22 protein-coding genes are annotated in these 24,945 nt (G+C 63.2%); 8 read left to right on the top strand and 14 right to left on the bottom strand.

Annotated elements, in window-relative coordinates:
• The first annotated feature begins 104 nt into the window (after positions 1 to 104).
• From G566_RS0101760 to G566_RS0101750, 3 genes are all read left to right on the top strand, one after another.
• Positions 105 to 1,886 carry a PHA/PHB synthase family protein gene (locus G566_RS0101760; RefSeq protein WP_022678960.1) on the top strand — a complete coding sequence of 594 codons (1,782 nt, stop codon included), beginning with the start codon at positions 105 to 107 and terminating at the stop codon, positions 1,884 to 1,886.
• A 127-nt stretch (positions 1,887 to 2,013) separates the two neighbouring features.
• On the top strand, positions 2,014 to 2,403 hold the full coding sequence (locus G566_RS0101755) for a thiol-disulfide oxidoreductase DCC family protein (protein WP_022678959.1): 390 nt from the start codon (positions 2,014 to 2,016) through the stop codon (positions 2,401 to 2,403).
• Between the two features lie 88 nt (positions 2,404 to 2,491).
• Positions 2,492 to 2,962: a TspO/MBR family protein gene (locus tag G566_RS0101750; RefSeq protein WP_336433243.1), complete on the top strand. Its 471-nt coding sequence runs from the start codon at positions 2,492 to 2,494 to the stop codon at positions 2,960 to 2,962.
• 15 nt (positions 2,963 to 2,977) lie between these two features.
• On the opposite strand, the gene G566_RS0101745 is transcribed toward G566_RS0101750, so the two are convergent.
• Complete coding sequence (locus G566_RS0101745; protein WP_022678957.1) at positions 2,978 to 4,453, bottom strand: flavin-containing monooxygenase; 1,476 nt, start codon at positions 4,451 to 4,453, stop codon at positions 2,978 to 2,980.
• A 104-nt stretch (positions 4,454 to 4,557) separates the two neighbouring features.
• Positions 4,558 to 5,112, bottom strand: a complete 555-nt coding sequence (locus G566_RS0101740) for a GcrA family cell cycle regulator (RefSeq protein ID WP_022678956.1) — start codon at positions 5,110 to 5,112, stop codon at positions 4,558 to 4,560.
• Between the two features lie 71 nt (positions 5,113 to 5,183).
• On the opposite strand from G566_RS0101740, the gene G566_RS0101735 reads away from it, so the two are divergent.
• The 5 genes from G566_RS0101735 to G566_RS0101715 all read left to right on the top strand — a co-directional run bounded on the left by G566_RS0101735 (position 5,184) and on the right by G566_RS0101715 (position 11,382).
• The gene (locus G566_RS0101735) at positions 5,184 to 6,014 is read left to right on the top strand and encodes an ABC transporter permease (protein ID WP_022678955.1); all 831 of its coding nucleotides are present in this window, start codon (positions 5,184 to 5,186) and stop codon (positions 6,012 to 6,014) included.
• A gap of 121 nt (positions 6,015 to 6,135) precedes the next feature.
• Positions 6,136 to 7,353 carry an efflux RND transporter periplasmic adaptor subunit gene (locus tag G566_RS0101730; RefSeq protein WP_022678954.1) on the top strand — a complete coding sequence of 406 codons (1,218 nt, stop codon included), beginning with the start codon at positions 6,136 to 6,138 and terminating at the stop codon, positions 7,351 to 7,353.
• Entirely contained in the window at positions 7,353 to 10,469 is a 3,117-nt protein-coding gene (locus G566_RS0101725; RefSeq protein ID WP_022678953.1) for an efflux RND transporter permease subunit, read from the top strand. The genes G566_RS0101730 and G566_RS0101725 overlap by 1 nt, the downstream gene beginning before the upstream one ends.
• Positions 10,470 to 10,540: 71 nt before the next feature.
• Positions 10,541 to 10,948, top strand: coding sequence for a nuclear transport factor 2 family protein (locus G566_RS0101720; RefSeq protein WP_022678952.1), 408 nt, complete (start codon positions 10,541 to 10,543; stop codon positions 10,946 to 10,948).
• A gap of 65 nt (positions 10,949 to 11,013) precedes the next feature.
• A complete protein-coding gene (locus G566_RS0101715; RefSeq protein ID WP_156874390.1) occupies positions 11,014 to 11,382 on the top strand; it encodes a hypothetical protein in 369 nt (122 codons plus the stop codon).
• Here G566_RS0101715 and G566_RS0101710 read toward each other — a convergent pair.
• The 12 genes from G566_RS0101710 to pnuC form a co-directional block, all read right to left on the bottom strand.
• Complete coding sequence (locus tag G566_RS0101710) at positions 11,379 to 12,167, bottom strand: enoyl-CoA hydratase/isomerase family protein (protein ID WP_022678950.1); 789 nt, start codon at positions 12,165 to 12,167, stop codon at positions 11,379 to 11,381. The two genes, G566_RS0101715 and G566_RS0101710, sit on opposite strands and share 4 nt — an antisense overlap.
• A 5-nt stretch (positions 12,168 to 12,172) precedes the next feature.
• Positions 12,173 to 12,946 carry an SDR family NAD(P)-dependent oxidoreductase gene (locus G566_RS0101705; protein WP_029131133.1) on the bottom strand — a complete coding sequence of 258 codons (774 nt, stop codon included), beginning with the start codon at positions 12,944 to 12,946 and terminating at the stop codon, positions 12,173 to 12,175.
• A gap of 167 nt (positions 12,947 to 13,113) precedes the next feature.
• Entirely contained in the window at positions 13,114 to 15,870 is a 2,757-nt protein-coding gene (locus tag G566_RS15555; protein WP_084706721.1) for a S8 family serine peptidase, read from the bottom strand.
• A 405-nt stretch (positions 15,871 to 16,275) separates the two neighbouring features.
• On the bottom strand, positions 16,276 to 17,652 hold the full coding sequence (locus G566_RS0101695; RefSeq protein ID WP_029131132.1) for a class II 3-deoxy-7-phosphoheptulonate synthase: 1,377 nt from the start codon (positions 17,650 to 17,652) through the stop codon (positions 16,276 to 16,278).
• Between the two features lie 39 nt (positions 17,653 to 17,691).
• Complete coding sequence (gorA, locus tag G566_RS0101690) at positions 17,692 to 19,032, bottom strand: glutathione-disulfide reductase (RefSeq protein ID WP_029131131.1); 1,341 nt, start codon at positions 19,030 to 19,032, stop codon at positions 17,692 to 17,694.
• A gap of 67 nt (positions 19,033 to 19,099) precedes the next feature.
• Positions 19,100 to 19,579 (bottom strand): GNAT family N-acetyltransferase, encoded by a 480-nt coding sequence (locus tag G566_RS0101685; protein ID WP_022678945.1) that lies wholly within the window; start codon positions 19,577 to 19,579, stop codon positions 19,100 to 19,102.
• Positions 19,576 to 20,373, bottom strand: a complete 798-nt coding sequence (locus tag G566_RS15550) for a DUF1294 domain-containing protein (RefSeq protein WP_051135897.1) — start codon at positions 20,371 to 20,373, stop codon at positions 19,576 to 19,578. The genes G566_RS0101685 and G566_RS15550 overlap by 4 nt, the downstream gene beginning before the upstream one ends.
• A gap of 40 nt (positions 20,374 to 20,413) precedes the next feature.
• Positions 20,414 to 21,265, bottom strand: coding sequence for a thermonuclease family protein (locus G566_RS13180; RefSeq protein ID WP_022678944.1), 852 nt, complete (start codon positions 21,263 to 21,265; stop codon positions 20,414 to 20,416).
• A 472-nt stretch (positions 21,266 to 21,737) separates the two neighbouring features.
• On the bottom strand, positions 21,738 to 23,027 hold the full coding sequence (locus G566_RS0101665; RefSeq protein ID WP_022678943.1) for an adenylosuccinate synthase: 1,290 nt from the start codon (positions 23,025 to 23,027) through the stop codon (positions 21,738 to 21,740).
• Between the two features lie 14 nt (positions 23,028 to 23,041).
• Positions 23,042 to 23,743, bottom strand: coding sequence for an SDR family NAD(P)-dependent oxidoreductase (locus G566_RS0101660; RefSeq protein ID WP_022678942.1), 702 nt, complete (start codon positions 23,741 to 23,743; stop codon positions 23,042 to 23,044).
• An 8-nt stretch (positions 23,744 to 23,751) separates the two neighbouring features.
• Complete coding sequence (locus G566_RS13175) at positions 23,752 to 24,288, bottom strand: AAA family ATPase (RefSeq protein WP_022678941.1); 537 nt, start codon at positions 24,286 to 24,288, stop codon at positions 23,752 to 23,754.
• 3 nt (positions 24,289 to 24,291) lie between these two features.
• The gene (gene pnuC, locus G566_RS0101650) at positions 24,292 to 24,846 is read right to left on the bottom strand and encodes a nicotinamide riboside transporter PnuC (protein ID WP_022678940.1); all 555 of its coding nucleotides are present in this window, start codon (positions 24,844 to 24,846) and stop codon (positions 24,292 to 24,294) included.
• Positions 24,847 to 24,945: the final 99 nt, after the last annotated feature.

Genomic DNA, 24,945 nt, shown 5'->3' with positions numbered 1-24,945 from the left:
GCAGCCGGCACACGCTGTGCCAGCAAATTCGCCGTTAGCTGAAATGGCCGGCTTGGCAAAGCCCCGTCACAAGGGGCAAGGTGCGATATCAGGAGATCACCCCAATGACTGCCACGCCCGTACCGTCCGAATCCCCTACCGATCTTGGCGCCCGCCAGGTGCAAGCGCAGGAAAACTTTCAGAAATTCACCGATCTGATGGGCAAGGGCCAGCAGATGATGATGGAATTCTGGACGAAGGAACATGCCGCCACGCCGATGGTCACCGATCCGATGGGCTTCATGTCCGGCTGGCAAAAGGCGATCACCGCCCTGATGTCCGATCCGGCCCGCCTGATGGAACAGCAGCAGAAGTACATGGCCGATGCCATGATGCTGTGGAAAAACTTCCTCAGCCCCGATGCCGAAAAGCCAACGATCAAAGACAAACGCTTTGCGAATGAAGCCTGGTCGCAAAACCCCGCGTTCGATTTCCTGCGCCAATCCTATCTGCTCACCGCCAGCCACTTCATGGAAGCCGCCCACCAGCTTGACGGGCTTGAACCCGCCGAAAAGGCCAAGGCGCAATTCCTGATCAAACAGTTCGTGGACGCGATGAGCCCGTCCAACTTCGCGCTCACCAACCCCGAAGTGCTGAAAACCACGGCCGAAACCGGCGGCGCCAATCTGCTCAGGGGCCTCGAACATCTGCTCGGCGATCTGCAAACCGGCCGCATGAAGATGACCGACGAAAACGCCTTCGAAGTCGGCCGCAACGTCGCCATCACGCCGGGCAAGGTCGTCTTCCAGAACCGCCTGCTGCAGCTCATCCAGTACACGCCCACCACCGAAACCGTGTACGAAGTGCCGCTGGTGATCTACCCGCCGTGGATCAACAAATTCTACATCCTCGATCTTACCGCCGAAAAAAGCTTCATCCGCTGGGCCGTCGAACAGGGCATCACCGTGTTCATCGCCAGCTGGAAAAATGCCGATGAAAGCATCGCCGATGCCACCATCGATACCTATGTCGAAGAAGGCATTTTGCAGGGCGTCCGCGTGGCGCGCGAAATCTGCAACACCGAAGGCGCCCACGTCATCGGCTATTGCGTCGCCGGCACCACACTTGCCGCCACCATGGCCGTGCTCGAATCCCGCGGGCAGGCCAGCCAGATCACCTCTGCCACCTTCTTCACCGCCCAGGTGGACTTTGCCGATGCCGGCGAACTGAAATTCTTCGTCGATGATCCCAGCGTCGAAACGCTGGACAAGCTGACGGAAGACAAACACGTGCTCGATGGCCGCTTCATGGCCACCACCTTCAACCTGCTGCGATCGAACGACCTGATCTGGAACTATGTCGTCAACAACTACATGCTGGGGAAAGACTATTTCCCCTTCGATCTGCTCTATTGGAATTCAGATGCCACCAACGTGCCGGCCAAATGGCACCAGCAGTATATCAAGGATCTGTATCGCGAAAACCTGATGGTCCAACCCGGCGCACTCACCGTGTGCGGCGTGCCCATCGATCTGAAAACCGTGAAAACCCCCACCTTCATCCAGGCCGGCAAGGAAGATCATATCGCGCCGGCAAAATCGGCCTTCAAACTCACCAAGGCCTTCAGCGGCGAAACCCGCTTCGTGCTGGCCGGCAGCGGGCACATCGCCGGCGTCGTCAACCCGCCGTCTGCCACGAAATACCAGCACTGGATCGGTGACCCAACCGTCGCCACCCTCGACGATTTCATCGCCAGCGGCACGGAAACCAAAGGCAGCTGGTGGCCCCACTGGCTCACCTGGCTCACCCCCCGCTCAGGCAAACAGGTGAAACCACGCGTGCCGGGTGAGGGGCCCTACAAGGCGATCGAGGACGCGCCGGGGGCGTATGTGAAGGAGCGGATTTGATTGGCTAAGTGAGGAGGCCTCCGGCGGGCAGGGGCTGAGCCCCTGCCCGCCGGAGGCCCTGCTGCCTTCTCCGCCCTGCGGCGAGGTGGGGTCTGGCGCCGTTTCTGCCTCCCACTATCAGAGACGCATGATTGAAAATTCCGAAACGTCGGTACTCTACAACGCCCAGTGCCCGGTGTGTCAGGTCGAGGTTGACCATTATGCGCGTTATGTGGGCGAAGCGGGGTTGCCGATCCGGTTCGATGATCTGAACACGGATGCGCTGCACCGGTGGGGGATTGATGCCGATACGGCTGCGCGCAGCCTGTATGTGCAGCGTGACGGGGTGATCGTTTCCGGTGTGCTGGCGTTCCTGGTGCTGTGGTCGCAGATGCCGCGTTATCGATGGCTGGCGCGGATCGTGGGGTTGCCGGGGATCAGGCAGATTGCCAGCGCGGCCTATGATCATGTTTTTGCCCCGGTGCTGTACCGGCGGCACCGGCGCCGGCAGGGCAGGCGCAGCGCCGCCGGCGCATAGGGTAAAAGCCGCAAGGGGGGGCGATGGGGCCGCCCTATCTTGCCGGGCGTCGATGCTGCATGGAGGCGGTTGAAAGTGAGGCTCCGCCTTGTCCGAATTCAACCTGCCACTTGCGAGTGCGATTATCTGGATGGTGGGCCTGTGCCTGGTGGGCGGGCTGATGACGCCGCGGGCCGATTGGTATGCCCGGCTGCGCAAGCCCGCATGGCAGCCGCCCGGTTGGGCGTTCGGGCCGGGGTGGACGATCATCCTTGGTCTGGCGGCATGGGCGGCGGTGCGCGCCTGGGATGCCGGCGATGCGGCGCAGCAGCGGGACGTGCTGATCCTGTTTGGCGTGAACGCCGTGTTCCACCTGGCCTGGAGCCCGCTGTTCTTCAAATTGCAGCGGCCCGATTGGGCGCTGATCGAAGTGCCGTTCCTGTGGGCCTCGGTGCTCGCGATGATGATCGGGTTGTGGCCCATCGACAGCCAGGCGGCGCTGCTCATCCTGCCCTATCTGGCATGGGTGGCATTTGCAGCGTCGCTCAACTGGAAGGTGGTTGATCTCAACCCGCGTTGACGGGAAGGCCCTTGGCTATTCCGCCGCCTCCAGCACCCGTTCTGTCGCCACAGCGCCGGCTTTTGCAAACGCCATCTCGTCCGTCACCGGGCCTTCCATCAGTTCCTTGCGGTCGTATTTGTAATTGGCCGTCACCATCCACGGCGCGCGGTTGCCGGAACGGGGCAGGGCATCGGCGCCGCGTTGGACGTAGCCGGATTGCAGATCCATCGCGAGCCGTTCCGGCACCACGTCTGCTGCGGGGGTGGGGGTGGCAATGTCCACGCCGGTTTTGCGCATGTGATTGAGCAGCCGGCAGACATAATCGGCGATGAGATCAGACCGGAGGGTCCAGCTGGCGTTGATATAGCCAAAACTCTGGGCGAGGTTGGGGATGCCGGAGAACATCATGCCCTTGTAGGCCAGGGCATCGGCGGTGCGGCGGGTTTCGCCGTCCACCGTTGCGGTCATGCCGCCCAGGGCTTCCAGTTTCAGGCCGGTGGCGGTGACAATGATGTCGGCCTCCAGCAGCGTGCCATTGTGCAAGCGGATGCCACCAGCCTCGAACTTCGCGATCTGATCGGTGACAATCTCGGCCTTGCCGGCGGTGATGGCGTTGAACAGATCGGCATCGGGCACAAGGCACAGGCGCTGATCCCAGGGGTTGTAACCCGGCGTGAAGTGGGTTTCGAGATCGTAATCGGCGGGCAACAGCTTGGCGAGGCGTTTCAGCAGCAATTCCCGGACCTTGCCGGGGTTGTTTCGCGTTTGCTTGTAGAAATATTGGCCGAGTGTGACATTCTTCCAGCGCACGATGTCGTAGGCCATTTGCGCGGGCAGGATCGCCTTCAGCGCATTGGCGATGGCATCGCTGCCGGGGCGGGACACCATCCACGTGGGGGAGCGTTGCAGCATGGTGACGTGCGCGGCGGTATCGGCCATCGCCGGCACCAGCGTGACCGCCGTGGCGCCCGATCCGATGACGACGACGCGCTTGCCTTTGTAGTCGAGCGATTCCGGCCAGAATTGCGGGTGGATGATCTGGCCCTTGAAGTCGGCCTCACCTTCCCACGTCGGGCGGTGGCCCTGGCCGTAGTTGTAGTAACCGCTGCACATGTAGAGGAAGCGGCAGGTGAGGGTGGACTGGTTTGTGGTGACCGTCCAGCGCGCGGCTTCGCTGTCCCACGCGGCGTTTGTCACCTTGTGGCCGAAGCGGATGTGCTGGTTGATGCCATGCTCGGTGGCGGTTTCGCGGATGTAGCTGCGGATCGACGGGCCGTCGGCGATGGCCTTGGCCGATTTCCACGGCTTGAAGCGATAGCCCAGCGTGTACATGTCGGAATCAGAGCGGATGCCGGGATAACGGAACAGATCCCAAGTGCCGCCGATGGCGTCGCGGCCTTCCAGGATGGCATAGGTTTCGTTCGGGCAATTCTGCTGCAGATGAACCGCCGCGCCAATGCCCGACAGGCCGGCGCCAACAATCAAAACGTCGAAATCAGTGGAACTCACGGTACTCGTCTCCCTCTACGCGAACGTAAAGCGAGGGCGGGCTGGCGGCAATGGGGCAAAACAGCGAGGGCGGCCACGAACCGGCACAGGCCGGCAGCGGCCGGCTACCGGCGGGGCGCGCCCGGCAGCGGCGGCAACTGACGCGGGCGATCCTTGCGCGGCATCTGCGCCTGATAGGCGACCAGGCAATGATCATTGCAATAAGGAAAGCCGGCGTTGGACGGGCGGCCGCAGAAATGGAAATCCGCGTCTCCCGGATGGCCGATCGGCCACTTGCACACTTTTTCATTCAGATCGAGCAGGCTGGTGCGTGTCTGCTTGCCGCCCTTGCTGACACCCGTGGACGGCTTGGCGACAGGGCGTGCGGCCGGTGCTTCCATCGGCGTGATCGCTGGCGCACTGGCGGCCACCGGGGCCGGGGCAGGCGGTGGCGCAGCGGCGGCCGGCGGTGGCGCGGCGGCCGCAGCGCGGGCAGGGGCCGGCGTGGCGTCGGTGGCCTTCACCGGTGAAGGCCGGCTTTCCAGCCCCAGCCGGTGCGCCTTGCCGATCACGGCATTGCGGGTCACGCCTTCGCCCAGCATTTCGGCAATCTGGGTCGCGGTCATGCCGCCTTCCCAGCCCTGCTTGAGCTTTGCGATGCGTTCGTCGGTCCAGGCCATGGTGCGTCTTGCCCTCAGATAATCGGTGTCACCCCTTGGCAGGGCGCGCGTGCAATCGTAAGCCCCTAGCGATGATGAACGCTGATAACAAGCTGCCAGCACACCCGGAGCCCGGGGTGCCCGTGATTGCACGGCTCAACACGGAAGGGTTGAAGACCCTTTATCTGAAAGAGGTACGGCGCTTTTTCAAGGTGCAACTGCAAACCATCTGGGCGCCGGCGGTCACCACGCTGATGTTCCTGGTGATCTTTGCCGTGGCACTGGGCCGCGGCGATATCCTGATCCTTGGGGTGCCTTATGCCGATTTCCTCGGCCCTGGCCTGATCGTGATGGGCATGATCCAGAACAGCTTTGCCAACACCTCGTCGTCCATCCTGGTGGCCAAGGTGCAGGGCTCGATCATCGATGTGTTGATGCCGCCGCTGTCGGCAGGGGAATTGATGCTGGCCTGGGTGGGCGGTGCGGTCACGCGGGCCTGGCTGGTGGGGCTGGCGGTGTGGACGGTTATGGCGGTGGCACCGGGCGTGAACGTGCCGGTGAAAGATCCGCTGCTGGTGCTCTATTTCGGCACCATGGGCGCGATCCTGCTGGCACTGCTCGGCATCCTGACGGGCGTGTGGGCCGACAAGTTCGATCATGCCGCGGCGGCCACAAACTTTGTGATCCAGCCGCTAACGCTGCTGTCGGGCACCTTCTATGCCGTTGAACGGCTTGGGCCAACGGTGGCGGGAATTGCCCATGCCAATCCCTTCTTCCATGTGATCGATGGTTTCCGGGCCGGCTTCATCGGCGTGTCGGATGGGCCCCTGGGTCAATCGGCACTGCTGCTGGCGCTGGTCAACGTCGCGCTGTGGTTCCTGTGCTATCGCGTGGTGAAATCGGGCTGGAAACTGCGCGCCTGATCCGGTGCTGTGCGGCAACGACGTATTTGCACTGAATGCCAAAGCCGCATAACGCACGGCATGCTCAAATTCGCGCGGGGGAAACCCCTGGGCAGCGCGTAAGGGTTTGGACTGCAAAACGATGATCATTGATGCCCCCTTCTTCCGCCGTGGCGGCGCGCTTGCGCTTGCAGTGCTGCTTGCCGCCTGTTCCAGCGGCGAGGGCGATAATGTCGGCGGCAAACCCGGCCGCGGCAAGCGGCCGCCGCAACTTGTGTCTGCCCAGGTCGCCGCCATGGAGGATTTTGCGCCCACCTTGCTGGCGCTCGGCACCGTCACTCCCAGCCAGAGCGTGGCCGTGCGGCCGCGCGGCGATGGTGAGATCATGTCTATTGCCTTCAGAGAGGGCGATAATGTGCGCGCCGGACAGCTGTTGTTCCGTATCGATTCGCGCCAGGCCCGGGCTGCGGTGGCCCAGGCAGAAGGCGAACTGAAGGGCGCCATCGCGGCCGAGCGCCGCGCCACGCTGGATTATGAGCGGGCCGAGAAGCTGGTAGAGAAGGGCTTCGTATCGGCCGCCGCGCGGGATCTGGCCCGGGCCAATGCCTGGTCTGCCCGCAGCCAGATCGAAACCAACCGCGCACTGCTGCAATCAGCGCAGGTGCAATTGTCGTTCCTGACCGTCACCGCGCCCATTTCCGGGCGTACCGGTGAACTTGGCTTTCGACGGGGCGCCACCGTGCGCCAGGGCGATGCCACGCCGCTGGTGACGATCAACCAGATCTCTCCCATCCACGTGCGTTTCCTGGTGCCGGCGGCCAACGTGCAACAGGCGCGCGCCGTGCAGGCCAGTGGCGGCGGCAGTGTGCTGGCACGGGATCGGCAGAGCGGTGAGGTGCTGGCCACCGGCCGCCTCGTGTTCCTTGATAATAATATCGATCCGGGCAACGGCGGCGTCGCGGCTCGCGCGGAATTCCGCAACGAAGGCGACGTGCTGTGGCCGGGCGCCATCATCGATGTTGAATTCCCACTGGAACGCGCCACGCCGCATATCACCCTGCCCGAAGGCGCGGTGCAGACCGGCCGCGACGCCCCCTTCGTGTGGGCGGTTTCCGGTACTGCCAAGGCGCCTGGCGCGAAAGGGTCCGGCGGCAAGGTGCAGATGCGCAATGTGGATATCGCTGGGCGCCTGCGTGGCAAGGTTTATCTTGCCGGAGGCGTGAAGCCTGGCGAACAGGTCGTGGTCGATGCGCTTGCCCGCCTGAAAGAGGGGGACACTGTGCGCCTGAAGGGGCCGGACAAGTCCCAGTTGGCGGCCAGCCCTGATCGTCCAGCCGCGCCGGCCGGGAGCGCTGGCTGATGGGTTTTGTCCGCCTCTGTGTCGAGCGGCCGATTGCCACCATCCTTCTGACTCTCGCGGTCGTGTTCGGCGGCCTGTTCGGTTATCGCCAACTGGCGGTGTCGGCCCTGCCAGAGGTTGATCTGCCCACCATCCAGATCGAAGCCAGCCTGCCCGGGGCCAACCCCGGCATCATGGCGGCATCGGTGGCAACGCCGATCGAACGCCAGCTGTCCACCGTTGCCGGCATCGAACAGGTGCTTTCGTCCAGCAGCACTGGCTCCACGCAGATCACCGTGCAGTTTGCACTCGATCGCAACATTGATTCCGCCGCGCTCGACGTGCAGTCCGTGCTGTCGGCGGTCACCCGCCGGTTGCCGCCGGAAATGCCCAATCCGCCCAGCTTTCGCAAGATTAACCCGGCGGATTCCCCGGTGATTATCCTGTCGGTGCGCGACAAGACGCGGGCCCTGAATGATCTGCAGACCCTGGTGGACAATCTGCTGGTGCCGCGGGTTTCCACCCTTCCGGGTGTTGGCCAGGTGCAAACCTATGGCGATCGGCGCTATGCGGTGCGTATCCAGTTCGATCCTGCGGCGCTGGCTGCCCGCAACCTGACCGTTGATGATCTGCGCACGGCGGTTTCTGCAGCCAACAGCAATATCGCGGTGGGTTCCATCACCGGCGGCGCGCGCAACTATGTTCTCGATGCCTCGGGCACGCTCGAAAAACCGTCGGAATTTGCCAATATCATCATCGCCAATCGCAACGGCCTGCCGGTGCGGGTGGCTGACGTGGCCAGTGTGATCAGCAGCTATGAACGACTGCGCGGCGGAGCGCGCTTCAATGGCGAGCCGTCGCTCACGGTTGCTGTCAGCCGCCAGCCCGGTGCCAATGTCGTGAAGTTGGTGGACTCGGTTCGCGAAGTGCTGCCGTCTGTGCGTGAAGCCATGCCGGTTTCGGTGGATATCAGCGAAATCCTCGATCGATCGGAATCGGTGCGCGAAAGCGTGTTCGACGCGCAGGTAACCCTGGTGGGCACGGCTTTCCTCGTCATCCTGGTGATCTATCTGGTGCTGGGCGATGCGCGGGCCACGTTCATTCCGGCCATCGTGCTGCCGGTGGCTGCGATCGGCACGTTTGCGGGCATGTATTTCTTTGGCTTCACGCTCAACAATCTGTCCCTGCTGGCGCTCACACTGGCCACCGGCTTCGTGGTTGATGACGCGATCGTGGTGTTGGAGAATATCGTGCGCCACACTGAAGATGGCGAGGACCCGCGCAGCGCCGCCATCATCGGTGCCAACGAGATCAGTTTCACTGTTGTCTCGATCTCGGTCAGCCTTGTCGCCGTGTTCATCCCGCTGTTGTTCATGGGTGGCATCATCGGCCGGCTGTTCAGCGAATTTGCCGTGACCATGACGATTTCGATCGCGGTGTCGGCAGTGCTGTCGCTAACCCTCATTCCGATGATGGCGGCGCGCTTGCTCAAATCCGGGCACCAGGAACCGGGTCGCGTGGCCCGCATCACCACGGCGGCCTTTGCCCGCCTGACCGAACGCTATCTGAAGGCCTTCGATTGGGCCCTGCAGCACCGCAAGGTCATCGGCGGTCTGACCGTGGCCTCCGTTGCGGTGGCGGTGTGGGGCTTCATGGCTGTGCCCAAGGGCTTCTTTCCGTCAGAAGATACCGGCGTGGTGTTCTTCGGTACGGAAGGCGCGCCCGATCTTGGTTATGACGAAATGGCCAAGAAGCACGCCATTGCCGCCCGTAAGGTGCAGGACGATCCTGCCGTCGCCCGCGTCAACGCCATCCTTGGCATGGGCGGTTCCGGCGGCGGTCGCATCTTTGCGCCGTTGAAACCGCGTGACGAACGCGACGACATCGAAACCGTGCTGGCCCGCCTGCGTAAGGCAACCGCTGGTATTCCGGGCTATTCCGCCTTCCCCAATGTGCAGCAGAATTTGCAGCTGGGTGGCCGGCCGTCCGCGACCAACTATCAATATACCATCTCGGCCGTGGACAAGGATGAACTCTACGCCTTTGCCCCCCGCCTCGAACAGCGGATGCGTACCATCCCCGGCCTTGTGGACGTGAACAGCGATTATCAGCGCGGTGCCCGCCAGGCCTTTGTCGAGGTTGATCGTGACGCCGCCGCCCGGCTTGGCGTGCCCGTGGATGCCGTGCGCCGTGTGCTGCTTGCCGCCTATGGCAACCAGCAGATCAGCCGCATTTTTACCGACGCCGAAGATTATCAGGTGATCATGGAAATCGATCCGCGTGATCAGACCAACCCAGATGCCATCGGGCGGCTGAACGTGCGCGGCAGTTCGGGTACACTTGTGCCGCTGTCGGCGGTATCACGCGTTACTGTTGGTGGCGCGCCGCTCACCATTTCGCACCAGAGCCAGCTTCCGGCGGTCACCCTCTCGTTCAACCTGCTGCCTGGCGTCGCGCTGAGCGAAGTGAAGCCACTGATTGAAGCAGCCTCCGCCGAGATCGGCCAGCCCGCCGGCGTGTCGGGCGCGCTGGGCGGCAATGCCCAGCAGTTCGAGGCCTCCACCAAGTCCATGCCGATCCTGTTTCTGGCGGCGATCGTCGTCATCTACATCGTGCTGGGCGTGCTTTATGAAAGCTTCGTTCACCCGATCACCATTCTGTCGGGTCTTCCGGCGGCCGGCATCGGTGCGGTGATGTTCCTGTGGCTGTTCGACATGCCGCTGGACGTGATTGGCATCATTGGCGTCGTGCTGCTGATCGGGATCGTGAAAAAGAACGCCATCATGATGATCGATTTCGCCCTCGCCGGTCAGCGCGCCCATGGCTGGACTCCGGCCCACGCCATCCGCGAAGCCGCTGCCAAGCGTTTCCGCCCGATCATGATGACCACCTTTGCCGCCATGGCCGGCGCTGCCCCGCTTGCGTTGGGCATCGGTGCCGGCGCCGAGCTGCGGCAGCCGCTGGGCATTGCCGTGCTGGGTGGCCTAGTGGTGAGCCAAGTGCTCACCCTGTTCATCACGCCGGTCGTCTATCTGGGCATCGAAAGCGTGATGCAGTGGGTGCGCGAAAAGCGCGGTTCGGCCCAGGTGAGGGAACTGCCCGGCGCGGCGGTGTTCCGGCCGGAGGCTGCGGAGTAGCTCCCCTCCCGCTTGCGGGAGGGGCTGGGGGTGGGTTTCCGGGTTAAGCTCCGCATCAAAGGAGCCCACCCATGCCCACCACCGCCGAGAATCTCGCCCGCTGGCATGCCCACATCAAGAATCCCGACCATCAGGTGTTGTGGGACATACTGCATCCCGATTGCGTGTTCGAAAGCCCGGTGGTGCACACCCCGCAGGAAGGCCGCGAGATCGTGTTCAAATATCTTGCCAGTGCCGACAAGGTGCTGGGTGGTGACGGTTTCACTTATCGCGGCGAGTGGATGAACGCCAACAGCGCCATCCTGGAATTCGCCAATACGATCAATGGCATCAAGGTGAATGGCATCGACATGATCACCTGGAACGATGCCGGCCAGATCACCCACTTCAAGGTGATGGTGCGCCCCCTGAAGGCCATCCAGATGGTGCACCAGATGATGGGCGAGATGCTGCAGAAAATGGCCAGCCAACCAGCCTGAAACCGCGACTCCGTGTCAGTGGGGCGGGGCGTGGCGGACTCTGCTATCGCTTCTGCATGCGCCGCTTGATCCTGCTTCTCCTGCCATTGGCAGCCTGCGCCCCGGAACCCGGGCCGGAACAACTCGCCGCCCACCGCGCCGAAGCCATGCTGCACGCCGCCGGCCATGCCAATGCCACGCTGCTGGCACCGCTCGCCGGGCTTGATGGCGAAGGCCGGCCCGGCGTTTGCGGCCTCATCGAAACCCGTGCCGGCCCAGTGCGGGTCGTGGTAGCGCTGGCCACGGGCAGTGTGCGCACCGGCGTGCCCGCGACCCAAGGCGCCCACCGGGCTGATCTGGGCGAGGGCCGCTATTGCAGCGAGGCTGCATTGAAGCGTTGGGAGGCTGTGAAGAAGGGCGATCCCATCGGCTTGATGGCGCGGATCGGCGCCTAGGCGGAATAATTCGGCGGGCGCTTCTCGAGAAACGCCGCCAGCCCTTCCTTGAAGTCATCGCTGGCCGCGCACATCAGCTGGTTGCGGTTTTCGAGTGCGATCGCCGCCTCCAGACTGGGGGCATCGATGGCAAAGCCCAGGCCTTCCTTGGTCATCCGCAAGCCAATGGGCGAAGTGGCCAGCATCTCCGCCACCAGTGCCTCGCCGGCGGCTTCCAGTTCCACGTCAGCCACCACCTGGCTCACGAGGCCGGTGGCCAGCGCGCGGTCTGCATGGATGAAGCGGCCGGTCATCATCAGTTCGGCGGCCAGGCTGGCACCCACCAGCCGCGGCAGGAAATAGGATGTGCCCATGTCGCAGCTGGAAAGCCCCAGCTTGATGAAGGCAGCATTCATGCGAGCGCTTGTCGCGGCGATACGGATGTCGCTGGCCAGCGCAAAGGCGAAACCGCCGCCACAGGCCGCGCCATGGATCAGGCTGATGATCGGCTGCGGGCAGCGCCGCATCTTCACATACACATCAGCCAGCCAGCCCTGAAAGCCGAAGCCGCCGGCAAAGGGCGCTTCCTGCGATCCTTGCGCCTTTATGTCCAACCCGGCGCAGAATGCACGGCCGGCGCCCTTCATCACCACGATGCGGGTGTGGCGGGCGTTGAACAGGCGGCCGAAATAATCCGAAAGATCGGCGACCATCTGGTTGTTGATGCTGTTCAGCGCGTCGGGGCGATTGAGTGTCAGCCAATCAACAGGCCCGCGCTGTTCGATGGAGATGGTTTCGTAGGTCATACCGCTCACCTGTTGGATTGCCCATCGTCGATCTTGATCACCGTGCCGGTCACCGCTTCACTGGCCGGGGCGACAAGGTAGAGCAGGGTGGAATCCATCATTGCCGGATCGCCCAGCCGCTTGCGGCGAAAGCTTTGCGTGATGTCGCCCATGCGGCTCAGCATGCCGTCCATCATCTCGCTGGCAAAGGCGCCCGGCGCGATGCCGTTGACGTTGATCGGATAGCGCGCCCATTCCACGGCCAGCACCTCGGTCATCCGCACCACGGCGGCCTTGGTCATGCTGTAGAGCGCGGCGCCATGGCCCTGATATTCAAACGCTGCCATCGACGCGATGTTGACGATGCGCAGCGGCTTGCCATCGGCAATGCGGCGGGCGGCAAGGCTGGTGGACAGCAGCCACGGCGCGCTCACATTCACCGCCATCACCTGATTGTAGAGTTCGGCGCTCAACTTGTGGGCGCGGGCGGCATCGGGAATGCCGGCATTGTTGATCAGGATCGACACCGGCCCCAGCGCGGCTTCCACGGATTCAGCAAGCGCTAGGCATTGTGCCTGATCCGCCACATCGATCTGGAAGGTGCGGGCGGTGCCGCCGGCCGCGGTGATCTCGGCGACAAGAGCGTCCAGCTTGTCAGTCCGGCGCGCACACAGCGCAACGCTGGCGCCGGCCGCTGCCAGCACTCGGGCAAAGCGGGCGCCCAACCCGGATGATGCACCGGTGACAATGGCGATCTGACCAGTGAGATCGTGTGACGCGTTGGGCAACGGAAAGCTCATGATCGGTTCCTGTCTGATGACAGACCATCATCACGGCCCGCAGGGACCGGCGCCATTGCCAGAAGCGAGAGGGCAGGGGGCGCAAAGGCGGCTGCCGGTCAAACGGCAAAGGTCGGCCAGGCGTCCCTGGCCGACCTCGCCCCGCACGGCGCGTGCGCCGTGACCCGTTAAGCGATCATGATATTCTGTTGCTGAAGATGGGCAAAGCCAAGCTGGGCTGAGCCAAGATCGCTGAACCATGACGGCCCGCCGCCAAAAGCAGCAAGCATGTCGCCGCCGCCAGTCGCCGTGAAGGCACTTACATCGATGGCGCTCGCTTCGAGCCCAACCGGATCGATATCGCCCACGGCATTAGAGCCGGGAGCGACGAAAACGAAATCCGCCGCCGTGATGGTCTTGCTGCCCTGAACAAGCGCGATCAGCTCGTCGAACGTTTCCAGCTTGCCGTTGTTGTTGCTGTCCCACCAGATGCGTGTGCCGGTGAAGCCGCCCACGGTGCCCTGGTTCAGGAAATAGTTCCCCGCCAGCAGCTGCACACGATCACCAGCGCTGAAATCGGTGATGCGGGCATAGTCACCGGCGCCATTCTTGTCCCAGCGACCATCATTGTAGAAAACGCCGCGCCCGTCGCCGAGCACGAAGAGATCATTACCGAGGTTGCCCGTGATGATGTCCACGGTGAAAGTGCCCAGCGCAGTGCTGTTGGTCGGAACGCCGGAGATGATGTCGTCACCGGTCGTGCCGAGGATCGCCTTGTCCGGACTGTCGGTGCCGTAAATGACATTCGTCGGCGTCGGCGTCGGCGTAGGTGTTGGGGTAGGCGTCGGGGTGGGCGTCGGTGGCGGCGACGGGGACGCTGTCGAGAACACGATATCGGCCATGGTCAGCGTCTTGCTGCCCTCCACGAAAGCGATCGCCTCGTCGGGGCTGTCGTATCTGCCGGTGCCGTTGATGTCGTGGAAGATCCGCGTGCCGTTGATCCCGTTGAGCGTGCCGGCGATCAGGAAATAGGTGCCGGGTGCCAACTGAATGCGATCGCCTTCGGAAAAATCGGTGATGCGGGCATAGTCGCCAAAACCTTGGTTGTCGGCGCGTCCATCATCGTAGAATGCACCACGCGCATCACCCAGGATGAACAGATCGTTGCCAGCACCGCCAGTCAGAATGTCCACCGAGCGGCTGCCGATTTTGGTGCTGGTGAGTGCCACGCCAGAAATGGTGTCGTTGCCAGCGCCGCCGGTCAGCGTGTCTGGATTGTCGGTGCCAAAGATCACCTGGTCTGGAGACGGCGGCGGAGTTGGGGTCGGCGTTGGAGTCGGCGTTGGAGTCGGCGTGGGGGTAGGGGTGGGCGTCGGAGTGGGCGTCGGAGTTTGGCCCAGGCCGAGCGTGATCAGATCGTTGACGTCGAGGCGGCCGTTGGAGACCGTGATGTTGGTCAGCGACGTTGTTGCTTCCGCACTGTTCAACAGCGCCGCGCGCAGCTGGGCGCCGGTCAGGCCTTCATTGGCACTGCTCAGCAGGCCGAGCGCGCCCATCACGTGCGGAGAGGCCATCGACGTCCCAGTGTAAGCGGCATAATTGCCACCAGGCGTGGTCGAAACGATCGAGCTGCCGGGTGCCCCAAGATCAACTGTGAGCTTGCCGAAGTTCGACGAGTCGGCACGGGCCCCGGTGGACGTGATGTTGGCCACCGATACCACGGCTTCCCAACCGGCAGCGGCCTGCGTGGAATAGTTGGTGGGGAAATAGGCGACGCTGTCGTTGTTGTCGCCCACCTGATGGCTGCCGCCATTGCCGGCGGCCGCCACAAACAACAGGTCCTGCTTGGCGGCGCGCACGATGGCATCCAGCATCGCCGTCGATTGGCTGCCACCGCCCCAGCTGTTGTTGGTGCCAACATAGTTGCCGGCGCCGGCATCATGGGCCTTGGCCGCGTTGGTGTAGTAATCGATGGCGCTGATGGCGGCGGCACTGGTGCCCGAACCGCTGTCGGGCAGGAATTTCAGAGCTACCATCTGCACGGCCCAGTTCACGCCGGCCACGCCCAGCGCGTTGTTGCCAATGGCGCCGATGGTGCCGGCAACGTGCGTGCCATGGCCATTGCCATCCATGGGATCATTGTCGTTGTTGACAAAATCCCAGCCAACCAGATCGTCGATGCGGCCGTTTCCGTCATTGTCGACGCCGTTTTCCCAGCGGGTGTCGTTCAACAGATCGCCGGCATCGATGCGGCCGTTGGCGTTGACGTCGCGTACGGCACCAGTATTTGCGACATTGTTGAGATCGCGGAAGGTGATCAGCGTATCGCCATCGGTATCGACCAAACCAAGATTCTTCGGAATTTCACCGGGATTGAGCCAGATATTGAGATAAAGATCAGCGTGCGTGTAATCGATGCTGGTATCGATGACGCCAATCACCGTCTTGGTGGAACCAGTAAAGCCGCGGTCCCAGGCCTCGCCGGCTTGGCTGCCGAACTGGTTGGCCGGACTGGTGGTGTCACCATACATGCCCCACAGACCACCATTGGTGTAGCGCGTGTCGTTGCTGCCCTGCACTGCGATGGCCGAACTGGCTTCAGTAAATGCCACAATGGGGTTGTTGGCCAGCGCGTCCATTACCGCTTCGGCGCTGCGTCCGCCGCCCACCTTGATCACCAGCAGGTCACCATCGGCGGCGCTGCGGATCACGCTGGCTTCGCTGCCGCCGGCATTGCTGATTGCCAGAGCCTGATCGGCCGCGCTGGCGCCGGGGCGGAACTGTACCAGCAATTCAGTGACCGGGCGGGCGGCCTGCGCTGCCACTGCCGGAGCACCATCGCGAACGCCAAGCGTACCAAAGGTCATCTGATCGTCTTGGGCTGACTCATATTGGGCGATGGCCAAGCCATCTTCAAACGCCACTCGGTGCAGCAATACAGACATCGTGGTTGAGCCTTTCAGGCATCATGCGTAACGCAAAAGTTACTGCGGTTAACGCACACAACAAAATAATGAACAAATTGTTACGCCAAGCAACTAGTAACGAAGTTTTTACATCGGCTAAGAAGTCCAAATAAAAACATTCATTAACCAAATGTTCTAAAGCGCTAGAACGTCCGGTTTCACAGGCTGCTTAGTCCGTATTGGTGATAAAAATGTAAACGACAGAGCATTGTCGTGATGAATATTCATCAACGATATTCGTTACGTACTCTCGAGGTGGAATTACTAATTTTCCCTGACCAGAGCCTGAACGGTCGTGCGGAAAATCGAGGTCAAAAAAGCAACGCCCGGCCAGCCAATCAAGGCTGGCCGGGCGTGACCGGTTCCGGGATTTCAGGGGGCAATTCAGGCGGCGGCGCTGTGCGCCAGGGCCTCGCGTTCGGCTTTCAGGGCTTCGGCAATAAGAAATGCCATCTCAAGGCTTTGGCTGGCGTTCAAGCGGGGATCGCACTGGGTCTGATACCGGGCGCCAAGGCCTTCGTCCGAAATGGCGATGGCTCCGCCCGTACATTCCGTGACGTCCTGACCAGTCATCTCCAGATGGATGCCACCGGCATGGGTATTTTCCGAGCGGTGAACCGCGAAGAATCCGGTCACTTCAGTCAGAATTCGGTCGAACGGACGGGTTTTCAGGCCCCCTCCGGCCTTGATCGTATTGCCGTGCATAGGGTCACAGCTCCACAAAACATGGTGACCTTCTCGCTTCACGGCGCGAATCAGGCGGGGCAAATGCGCCTCAACCTTGTCATGGCCGAATCGGGTGATGAGGGTGATTCGGCCCGGCTGGTTCCCCGGATTCAGCGTATCGAGCAGGCGGATCAGGTCATCCGGCTCCAAACTCGGCCCGCATTTCAGGCCCAGCGGGTTGCCCACGCCGCGAAGGAACTCCACATGCGCGCTGCCCGCAAAGCGCGTGCGGTCGCCAATCCACAGCATATGGGCCGACGTGTCGTACCAATCGCCGGTCAGGCTGTCCTGCCGGGTCATCGCTTCTTCATAGCCCAGCAGCAGCGCCTCGTGGCTGGTGAAGAAGCTGGTGCCCTTCAACTGCGGCACGGTATCGGGTGACAGGCCGATGGCTTCCATGAAGTCCAACGCCTCGCCGATCCGGTCGGCGAGTTGCGCATATTGTTCGGCCCAGGGGCTGCGCGCAGCAAAATCCAGGTTCCATTTGTGCACCTGGTGCAGATTGGCATAGCCGCCGCTGGCAAAGGCCCGCAGCAGGTTCAGGGTCGACGCCGATTGCATATAGCCGCGGATCATCCGCTGCGGGTTGGGCATGCGCGCTTCGGCGGTGAATTCGATATCGTTGACATTGTCGCCGCGATAGCTGGGCAGCGACACGCCATCGATTTCCTCGAAATCGCCCGATCGCGGCTTGGCGAACTGGCCTGCCATGCGGCCCACCTTCACGATCGGCATCTTGCTGGCAAAGGTCATCACCACCGCCATCTGCAGCAGCACGCGGAAGGTGTCGCGGATGGTGTTTGGATGGAATTCGGCAAAGCTTTCGGCGCAATCGCCACCCTGCAGCAGGAAGGCCTTGCCAGACGCCGCGTCTGCGAGCCGTGCCGTCAGGTCTCGCGCTTCGCCGGCAAAAACCAAAGGCGGATAGGAACGCAGCTCGGTTTCCACCGCCCGCAGCGCATCGGCATCGGGGTAGGTGGGCAATTGCCGGGCTTCCTGCGCGCGCCAGCTGTCGGGGGTCCAGATCTTCGTCATGATGACGGTGCTTTGCGGCAAATCACCATGGTGAGCAAGTCACCTCATCAACACCAGCTCCTCGCTCATCGTCGGGTGCAGCGCCATGGTCTCGTCGAACTGCGCCTTGGTCAGCCCGGCCTTCACCGCGATGGCCACCGCCTGCAGGATTTCCGGCGCATCCGGGCCGATCATGTGGGCGCCCACCACCCGGTCTGAGGCGGCGTCCACCACCAGCTTGTACAACGCGCGTTCATTGCGGCCGGCCAGCACGTTCTTCATCGGCCGGAAATCGGAGGTGTAGATCTTCACCTGGCCATAAGCGTTGCGGGCCTGGGCTTCGGTCATGCCCACGCTGCCCAACGGCGGATTGGAAAACACCGCCGATGGGATGGCGTTGTAATCCACATGCCAGTTCTTCTCCCCGAACTGGCGATCGGCAAAACTGTGGCCTTCGCGGATGGCCACGGGGGTGAGTTGCACCCGGTCTGTCACGTCACCGACGGCGAAGACGGTAGGCACGTTGGTGCGATTGTCCGCATCCACGGCAATCGCGCCCTTCTCGTTCAGCGCAACACCCACATCCTCCAGCCCGAGGCCTTCGACATTCGGCACCCGGCCCAGCGCCCACAGCACAACATCGGTTTCCATGGTCTTGCCATCGGCGAAATGCAGCACGAGGCCGGCTTCGGTCTTTTCCACCCGTTCCAGCCGGCAGTTCAGCTTGAAGTTCAGCCCCTTGGCCATGCTGATCTGCAACAGGCGATCGGACAGCGCCGGTTCCCAGCCGCGCAGGATCGTTTCGCTGCGGTTGATCAGTGTCACGTCCACGCCCAATTCGTGGAACACGCCGGCAAATTCGGTGGCGATATAACCGGCGCCGGCAATCACCATGCGGCGGGGCAGGGTGGGCAGGTGGAACACGTCGTTCGAGGTGATGCCATGTTCGGCGCCCGGAATATCAGGCGTGAAGGGCCGCGCGCCGCTGGCGATCAGGATGGTGCCAGCCGTATGGCGCTGGCCTTCGACCTCTACCGTGTGCGCATCGATGATGCGGGCATGGCCCAACAAGGTCGTGACCTGGTTGTTGTCGAGCGTGTTCTGATAAAGCCCGTTCAGGCGATCCACTTCGGCTGCCACATTGTCGCGCAGCACAGCCCAATCGAAGCGTTTGCCCTCGATCTGCCAGCCAAAGCGGCGGGCATCTTCCAGATCCTCGGCGAAATGCGATCCGTACACCAGCAGCTTCTTGGGCACGCAGCCGCGGATCACGCAGGTACCGCCCACACGATATTCCTCGGCCACCGCCACGCGCGCGCCATGGCCGGCGGCGATGCGACTGGCGCGCACCCCGCCGGAACCGGCACCGATTACCAACAGGTCGAAATCATGGCTGCTCATGGCTTGCGCATAGGGCAGGCGGGCAGACGGCGCCAATCGAAATCACTGGTCAGGGCAATCGACCCACTCAACCGACAGTGAGCGACCAGCACAGCAGCGGGCCATCATCCGGATCGTCGCGGCGGCCAGTGCAGGCAAAGCCATTTGCGGCCAGCACCTGCTGCGATGGCCGGTTATTCTCGCCGGTTTCGGCAAACACTTCTGCCACGCGCACATCCTGCCGGGCCCACTCACACAGAGCGCGCACCGCTGCGGTGGCGTGGCCACGCCCGCGCCGGGCCGGTGCGACGCCATAACCGATGGTGATGATGCCATCGGCCGGCGGCTTCACCAGCGACAACAGCCCGACAATCTCACCGCCGGCCAGCACGAGCCACGCTGCCGGCTCAAAATCCGGACTGATGGTGGCGGCCAGATCACGCAGCATGGCCAGGATTTCGGGCGTTTCGATACCGCCTTCGGGCAAGCCGGCTCCGGGTGGCGCAAAGCCCTGCGCCAGAAGATCGAGATCGGCAGCGCTGGCCGGATGCAACACAATCCCGCTCATCCGGAAATCTGCCAGTACAGCAAGCCGATCAAGGCCCCGATCTGCAGCCCCGAAATCAGCAGCAGCGACTGCTTGAAACTGTCCTTGGCCGATTTGTGGCGCAGCCTGTTCATGGCGAGCCATGCGGCCGGACTGCCGCCCACCAGCGCCCAGCCAAGCAGGGTGGATTCGGCAATGCGTTCGCGCAAACGGAAGGCCTGAGCGCGGCGTTTGTCGATGGCAAACAGCACCCACGTGATCAGGTTGACCAGCAGCAAGCCGAGCAGGACGAAGGGCGCCATGCCAATATCAAGGCCCGATGTGCCCGGCCGCGCCGGCAGGTTGGCGGGCACGATCACGGGTGGCGGTTCCGGTTCTGGTCGGGACTTCGGTTCAGCTGTTGATTCAACCATCACATCCGGGGCGATTTCCGGTGCTGCCGACGGTCCGCTGCAATCCAGCGGGGCATAGCGCGGCACGGCATGGCCGGATTCGATCATCGCGCAACTGATGTTCATCGTGCCGGCGTTGCAGTTCACGATGCGCCGGCCATAATTGTCCGTGTCTTCCTGCACGCATTGCAGGGTCTTGCCCTCGGTTAGACTGCGCAAATAATCGCGGGCGGCAACGGGGTCGCCATCCACGCAGCTGCGGCCCGGTCGGCAGGCGCCTGGCATTTCAGGCGCGTCAATGCCCTGCAGCCGCATCGATCCGGGTACGTTTGCGCACCGCACATTGTCACCATCATGATGGCTGGGGTTTTCGCAGACAAAACTGGCGGCAGCGGCGGCCAGGAAGATCATGGGCAGGGGCATTTAGCCTGTTTATCGGCCGCAAGCCCGTTGGCAAGTTGGCTCAGCCGGCGATCCACCACCAAAGGGCGCCGATCACCAGCCCGATCTGGATGCCGGTTATGTTCAGCAGGCGGGGCAGCAGCGCTTCCTGCTGGCGGCCGGCGTGGCGTGTCCACAGCGCCGTCCACGCCGCGGGTGAAGCACCGGCGGCGGCCAGCCCCAGGAACAGCCAGGGATCCAGACGGTCCATCGGCGCCCCCCAGCGATCGCGCGAGGGCCAGCGTTCATGGGCAATTTGCAGCAGCGCCAGATTGGCCATCGCCATCCAAAGGCCGATCATCACCAACGCGCCCGCCACTGGCAGAGACCAGGGCGTTTCACGCAGCGGTGTTGCATCCATCACTACCGGTGCAGGCGATCGCGGGCGGTTGGCAGCGTTCGAGTCGCCCAAATCGAGGGTGATCCGGGAGCCGGCCGGCAGTGGGTTTGGCAGTGATTGGGGCAGCCCAGCGGGGAGCGCGCCCGGTTCATAACGGACCGATTGCAGTAGGGCCGCACGGCGGCGAACCGGCGTGCAGTTGCAATCGCCGGCCGTCTTGCTGAGCACGGCATGATTCGTCGCCAACATGGCGCAGGAAAGATCGATGGATTCGACCCGGCAGCGAGCGAGAGTGCGGCCCTGGTTATCGATTCCTGCGGCCTCGCAGTCGAGCGGCCGGCCCATGGTAAGGCCGCGCAAGGCATCGCGGGCCGCAAAGGGATCGCCGGGGGGGCAGATTTCACTGGGCAGGCAGGTCGCCGGCATCGCTGGTGCATCATAGCCCATCAACCGGATCACCTCCGGATGATTTGCACAACGCACCGTGCTGGCGTTGTCGTGAACCGGCGCCAAACAGGTAAAACTGCCCAGCATGGCCCCCGCAATGATACCCCCCGGAAACATTCTGAACGCCAACACCCCAAGTTTGCGTAACGCAGCACGGCCTCAGGTGGCCGCATACGGCGCACAGGATGTTTCAACCCCTGCGGCTGTCCGAACCAGGAACAGCCGGCTTAGCGTATCGCGACCATCTGCGGCGCTGTGCGCCCGCACGGAGCGGTCAGAATTCCGCAGATGGTCGCGACGGGCTTAGGGATGGCCGGTCACGCAGGCCCACCCGGACCTGCAGTTGACCGGCACTTCCGGTACGTCGATGTCTTGTGGTCGCAAGGCCTGGCCAGGGTGCGAGCCGGACGATTGCCGCCATCGCGCTGGTCGGGTCCGTCTCGTCTGGCGTTGACTTTACCCTCGCGGATTAAAGCAACAACGAGTGCGGCACATGACATGCCGACACTCTGCTAGAAATTTACGATAATGCAAGAACATTTAACATAAGGTTTACAAATCAGTCCCGGAACGGGTCCTTCACCAGGATGGTGTCTTCCCGCTCAGGCGAGGTGGAGACCAAGGCCACCGGGCATTCGGTCAATTCCTCGATGCGGCGGATATATTTGATGGCCTGCGCTGGCAGCTGCGCCCAGCTGCGGGCGCCGGCGGTCGATTCGCTCCAGCCTTCAAATTCTTCGTAGATCGGCTCGACCCGCGCCTGTTCGGACGGGTGGGCAGGCAGATGGTCGAGTTCGCGGCCATCAAGGCGGTAGCCGGTGCAGATCATCACCGTGTCGAACCCGTCGAGCACGTCCAGCTTGGTGAGCGCCATGCCGGTGATGCCGCCAACGGCAATCGCTTGGCGCACCAGCACGGCATCGAACCAGCCGCAGCGGCGCTTGCGGCCGGTGACGGTCCCGAATTCATGGCCGCGCTCACCCAGGCGCTGGCCGATTGCGTTTTCCTGTTCGGTGGGGAAGGGGCCGGAACCAACGCGGGTGGTATAGGCCTTGGTGATCCCCAGCACATAACCGGTGGCATCCGGCCCCATTCCCGAACCCGCCGCGGCTTGGCCAGCAACGACATTGGAGGAGGTGACGAACGGCCAGGTGCCGTGATCGACATCGAGCAACACGCCCTGCGCACCTTCGAACAATATGCGATCGCGCCGCCAGCGCGCGTCGCGCAGGCGTTTCCACACGGGCTGGATATAGGGCAGCACGGCCGGGGCCACATCGGCCAGTTGTTGTTGCAGTTCGGCGGCATCCACCGGCGCAACGCCAAAGCCGGCGCGCAGGGCATTGTGATGGGCGAGCAGGCGTTCAAGCTGCGGGCCGATTTCATCCAGATGCGCCAGATCGATGACGCGCAGCGCCCGGCGGCCCACCTTGTCTTCATAGGCCGGGCCGATGCCGCGCCTTGTGGTGCCGATCTTGCCAGCGCCCATTGCATCTTCGCGCAAGGCATCCAGATCGCGGTGCAGCGGCAGGATCAGCGGGCAGGTTTCCGAAACGGCCAGATTGTCCGGCGTGATATCCACGCCCATGCCGGCAATGCGGGCGACCTCGTCGCGGAAATGCCAGGGATCGAACACCACGCCATTGCCGATCATCGACAGGGTGCCGCGCACGATGCCCGAAGGCAGCAGCGACAGCTTGTAGACCTTTTCGCCCACAACCAGCGTGTGGCCAGCGTTGTGGCCGCCCTGAAAGCGCACCACCACATCAGCGCGGGCAGAGAGCCAATCGACAATCTTGCCCTTGCCTTCATCGCCCCATTGGGCACCCACCACGGTCACATTCGGCATGTTCAGTCCTGTCCTCAGCGCACGTAGCTGGCGCCGTTGATGTCGAGTGTGGCGCCTGTCATCGACGCCGGCGCGTCACTCGCCAACCAGCGGATCATTTCGGCCACTTCTTCCGGCATGGCAACGCGGCCCAGCGGGATATCGGCCAGCAACTTGTCACCGCCGCGGCTGGCGAGATATTCTTCAGCCATGCCGGTCATGGTGAAGCCGGGCGTGATGGCAAACGCGAGGATATTCTGCGCGGCATAGCCCCGCGCGATGCTCTTGGTCATCGCCAGCATGCCGCCCTTGGCCGCGGCATAATGCCAATGCTGGGGCGAATCACCGCGATGGCCGGCGCGGCTGGCGACGTTGATGATGCGGCCGCCGCCGTGTTCCTGGAAATGCAGGACGGCGTGGCGGCACAGATCAGCGGCGCTTTGCAGGTTGATGGCGTGGCTGCGCGCCCAGGTGGCGGCAAAGCCATCAGCATCGGCAATCGGGGCAGCTTCGAACACGCCGGCGTTGTTGACCAGCACATCAATGCGCCCACCGGCCTGCTCCAATGCGGTGGCCCACAGCGCATCGGCAGCGCGAGGCTGTGCGAAATCGGCGGCGATCAACCCGTCGTCGCCCGCCGTGGATTGGCCGAGGACGGTGTGGCCGGACTGTTCCAGCAGGGTGCGCGCCGCTGCGCCAATGCCGCGCGATGCGCCGGTGAGAAGGATATTTGCCATGAAGGTCCCTATGACGCCGACTGGGGCAGGCTGTCCAGCCGGTGGGTGAGGGCGGCGGTGGCCTGGGCTTCGCGTTGCTGCCAATTGCCCATTATCAGCACCGGTTCGATGTTGCGCGCGGCCATCTCATCTTCAATGGCAGCCTGGAACATCAGGCGATCGCGGCCCACGAATTGCCGTGTACCATCGGCAACCCACGGCGTGTCGGGCGCAAACAGCAGATAAAGCTCGGCAACGGCCGGCATCGCCGACAACACGGGATCGCGGTGGCCGTGCAGCATGCGGAACCAGGCCGCTGTCATCACCACATCGGTATCCTCGATCAGCAGGTGAGGCCGGGCAGTCTGCAGCCGGTGGCGCCGTTCGGCATGGATGCGGGCGATGGTGCGCAGCACGTCGGGCGTGAAAACCGTGCCGGTGGTTTCGGCATACTCGCGGCCATATTCGGGCATCAGGACACCGCCCAGCCGGCGCGACAGCCGCTCTGCCAGCCTGGTCTTGCCAGTCGATTCCACACCGGTGAAACACACATGCAGGCCCAGCATGGTTCAGCCCCGCTCCGCGGCCAGCCACAGCCGCCAGCTCCAGATCGATACGGCGAGGAATGCCACATACAGCGCCGCTGTCACCCACAGCGCCTGGCTGGCATAAAGACCCACCGAAACAATGTTGATGCCAACCCATAACGGCCAGCTTTCCAGCATGCGCAGATTGATCAGCACCTGGGCCACCAGCGACCAGCCAGCCACCGCGCCATCGGTCATGGGTGCAGCAGCATCGGTTTGCGCCAACAGCAGGGCCAGCACCGCGCTGCCGATCATGCCGCTGATCAGCACCGCCGGCCAGCCCATTCGTGGCAAGCGCCGCACGGCCACCTGGCCTTCATCGGCTGGTGCCCGGAGCCACATCCACAGGCCCTGCGCTTGCGCCAGGAGGAAGAAGATCTGCAGGCCAGCCACGGCATAGAGCTTGCTGCTCCAGAAAACGCCGGCAAGGATTGCCACCATCGCCATGCCGAACGGGTAGTTCCACACCGATCGCCGGGCGAGCAGCACGATGTTGGCCAGCCCGAACGCCGACGCCGCAAGTTCCCACGGATTCACCCGGCATCTTAAGCCCGCGACCGATACGCTTTGCAAGCCGCTCAAACAAAAGGGGGCGCAGCCATTGGCCACGCCCCCCGTTGTTCACGGCAATCCGCT

The sequence above is a fragment of the Sandarakinorhabdus limnophila DSM 17366 genome (assembly GCF_000420765.1).
GTDB classification, from domain to species: domain Bacteria; phylum Pseudomonadota; class Alphaproteobacteria; order Sphingomonadales; family Sphingomonadaceae; genus Sandarakinorhabdus; species Sandarakinorhabdus limnophila.
Note: the sequence above shows the minus strand (reverse complement) of the source record. Positions and strands in the feature narration are given on the sequence as shown.